Consider the following 2,919-nt stretch of genomic DNA (forward strand, 5'->3'; position numbering starts at 1 on the left):
GCCGACAAATCCCAAACAGGACAGTCGAGACGTCAGTCAGCCGAGGGGTCAGACCCGCCAGCAGCGTCACCACGTCACATCCTCACTGTCAGCCGAGCAAGGTGTCTCCGATCCAGCCGTCGGGGGCGCAGCCCGGTGGGACGGCGAAGACCGCCGAACCGATGGGGGTGGTCCACTCGTTGAGGAGGTCGGACTCGTCCAGGCTGCGCTGGATCGGCAGGAACTGCTCGCCGATGTCGCGCTGGAACGACGCGAAGAGCAGCCCGGCCTCCGACCGCCCGTCCGCGGCGACGGCGTCGTCGTAGTTGTACGGCCGGCGGAAGATGCGCCGCCGGTCCTCTCCCACGTGGGCCCGCCGTATGTGGGCGTGCTCGGAGATGACCGGGAAACCGAGGTCGTTCGTGGCGCCGAAGTCGGGGTCGTCCTTCTCGGCGGTGCCGGTGAGCGGTGCCCCGGTGCTCAGCCTGCGGCCGACGGTGAACTCCTTGGCGCCGGGGTCGACCGCGTCCCAGGTCTCCAGCTCGATGCGGATCCTGCGCAGTACCAGGGTCGTACCGCCGGCACTCAGCCATCGCGGCCCCGCGTCGGTCCAGACGATCTCCGAGAAGACGTCGTCGTCCAGGTCCGGGTTGGCGGTGCCGTCGAGCTGGCCCATGAGGTTGCGCTGGGTGACCCCGTCGTCCTCGATGCCGCGTCCGCGGCGGAACCCGCGCTGGGTCCAGCGCAGCCGGGCGAACGACCTGGCGTCCTTGGTCAGCATGCGCTGGGCGTGCGCGACGGTGAGCGGGTCGTCGGCGCAGATCTGGATCAGCAGGTCGCCACCGCTCCAGCGGTCCTGCAGCCGGTCGATACCGAACCGCGGCAGCGGTTCCAGGGAGGCCGGGCGCTGCTCGTCGACGCCTGCCGCCTCGAACAGTCCGGGCCCGAACCCGAAGGTCACGGTCAGTCTGGCCGGCAGCGCCGCGAGTTCGGGTTCGGTGTCGGCCAGGGCCGGCTCACCCTGGGTGAGCCGGGCGGCGTCGTCGGTGAGCAGCCGCATCATCCGGCCCAGGGCCGCGCGGTCCGTGCCCTTGGCCAGCTCGAAGCCGAGGAACACGGCGTGGGACTGGGCCGGGGTCGCGATGCCCGCCTGGTGTCTGCCGTGGAAGGGCACGGTCTCCTCCCCGTAGGCGGCGGTGACCGTCCGCGGGCGTCGGCCCGTGTCGCCGCCACTGCCGTCCCCGGACGCGCTGCCACGCTCCACGGCGGCGGTGACCCCGGCACCGGCAAGGGCACCCGTGACGGTGAGCGCTCCGCCGGCCAGCACCCGGCGGCGGCTGACGGGCGAGATGCGGTTGTCCTCCATGGCGGGGGTCAGTCCTTCTTCATGTTGGACATGTCAGAGTCCTTCATGTCGGAGTCCTTCATGCCCGACCCGCCGGGCTCGTAGTTCTCCTTGCCGCCCGCGAACTCCTTGGCGACGGCGGTGAACTCGAGCGTCCGGCCGTCCTTGAAGGTCAGGGTGACGGGGACCTCGTCGCCCGGCTTCACGGCGCCCGTCAGCCCCATCAGCATCAGGTGGTCGCTGCCCGGTTCGAGCGTGTGGCTGCCCTTGGCCGGTATGACGAACCCGTCCTCCTTCGGGCGCATCACCATCTTGCCGTCCACGTCGGCCACCTCGTGCAGCTCCGTCCTCTTGGACGCGGTGGAGGTGGCGGACGTGACGGTGATGTCGGCGTCCGTGCTGTTGACCAGGGTGCCGAACGCCCCGGTCATGCCGGACTCGGCGGCCTTCACCCACGGGTCCTTCATGGTGACCGGCGCGGCAGTGACGGCGGCCTTGCCGGGTGTCGCGGTGACGGAGGCGGAGGCGTCCGGGCCGGACGGGGACGGCGAGTCGTCCGAGCCGCCGCAACCGGCAAGGGTGATCATCCCCAGCACCGCGACCGCCGAGGCGGCGGCGAGGACACGCGGACGGCGGGTTCCGCGGGGTGTGGGACTGGTGCTGGCGCGCATGATTCGTCGGCCCTTCGGTTTCGCGTTCGGCAGTTCGGCACTTCGGACAGGTAGTCGTGGCGCTCTGGCCGGAAGTTCCCGGGCACGTTCAGAAAGTTCTCCGGGAACTTTTCGGGTGCCGGATCCGACGTACTGGTACGTGAAGCCCCGAAGCGATGTCCCGTTCCCGCCCGCCGGGCCCTCCACGACCGTCCGCGCGGCCGTGCCGGCACTCCTCGCGCTGCTCGCGCTGCTGCTGGTCGTCGCGGTGGCCGCACCGGCGCAGGCTCACGCGCGGCTGGTCCGGTCCGACCCGGCGGCGGGGTCCACGGTGTCCCGGTCCCCCGGGTCGGTCACGCTGACCTTCGACGGGCCGGTCAAGCAGCAGTTCACCACCATCGTGGTGTCCGGCGCCGACGGTGTGTCGTACAGCGACGGCACGCCCGACGCGCTCAACAACGACGTGGAGCAGAAGGTGAGGGCGCTGCCCTCCGGGGAGATCGTCGTCACCTGGCGCAGCGTCGCGGCCGACGGGGCTCCGCTGCAGGGCCGCTACACCTTCACCAACGCGGATCCGGCGGCGCCGACCGTGGTACCGGCCTCGGCCTCGCCGGCGGGTACCGCGGACGGGACGCCGTCGGCCGGCCCCGGTGCGGGTGGGGCGGGTGAATCAGGCACCGCCGACGACGAGGGCGACGTGTCGTGGTCGGCGGTGTGGCTCGTGGGAGGAGCGGCGCTGGTGGCCGTCCTGGCCCTGCTGGGCGTGCTCCTGGTCCGGTCGATGCGGCGCCCGTGAGACCTGGGCCGGATGGAACGGGCCGGACCCGGCCCGCCGCCAGGCCCGGAGGGGACTCTCCGGAGCCTGGCGGCGGGACACTCCGGACGGCAGGTTCGCCGCGGGCCGCACCGCCCGGCCCACTGCCAGGCCCGCACGGGACGCTCCGC

General features: G+C 72.3%; 3 protein-coding genes. 1 reads left to right on the plus strand and 2 read right to left on the minus strand.

Translation table 11 applies throughout. From position 1 onward, the window contains the following. Positions 1–88: 88 nt before the first annotated feature. Both ACIF9R_RS18120 and ACIF9R_RS18125 read right to left on the minus strand, forming a co-directional pair. On the minus strand, positions 89–1,345 hold the full coding sequence (locus ACIF9R_RS18120) for a Dyp-type peroxidase (protein WP_399980770.1): 1,257 nt from the start codon (positions 1,343–1,345) through the stop codon (positions 89–91). A gap of 8 nt (positions 1,346–1,353) precedes the next feature. Beyond that, positions 1,354–1,995, minus strand: a complete 642-nt coding sequence (locus ACIF9R_RS18125) for a copper chaperone PCu(A)C (RefSeq protein ID WP_399980772.1) — start codon at positions 1,993–1,995, stop codon at positions 1,354–1,356. 115 nt (positions 1,996–2,110) lie between these two features. On the opposite strand from ACIF9R_RS18125, the gene ACIF9R_RS18130 reads away from it, so the two are divergent. After that, a complete protein-coding gene (locus tag ACIF9R_RS18130) occupies positions 2,111–2,770 on the plus strand; it encodes a copper resistance protein CopC (RefSeq protein WP_399980774.1) in 660 nt (219 codons plus the stop codon). Positions 2,771–2,919: the final 149 nt, after the last annotated feature.

The sequence above is a fragment of the Streptomyces sp. NPDC086080 genome, assembly GCF_044540255.1.
Lineage (GTDB): Bacteria > Actinomycetota > Actinomycetes > Streptomycetales > Streptomycetaceae > Streptomyces.

Excerpts from the sequence above, each read along its gene's own strand:
- ACIF9R_RS18120 (WP_399980770.1), bottom strand. The coding sequence starts at position 1,345 with ATGGAGGACAACCGCATCTCGCCCGTCAGCCGCCGCCGGGTGCTGGCC.
- ACIF9R_RS18125 (WP_399980772.1), bottom strand. The coding sequence starts at position 1,995 with ATGCGCGCCAGCACCAGTCCCACACCCCGCGGAACCCGCCGTCCGCGT.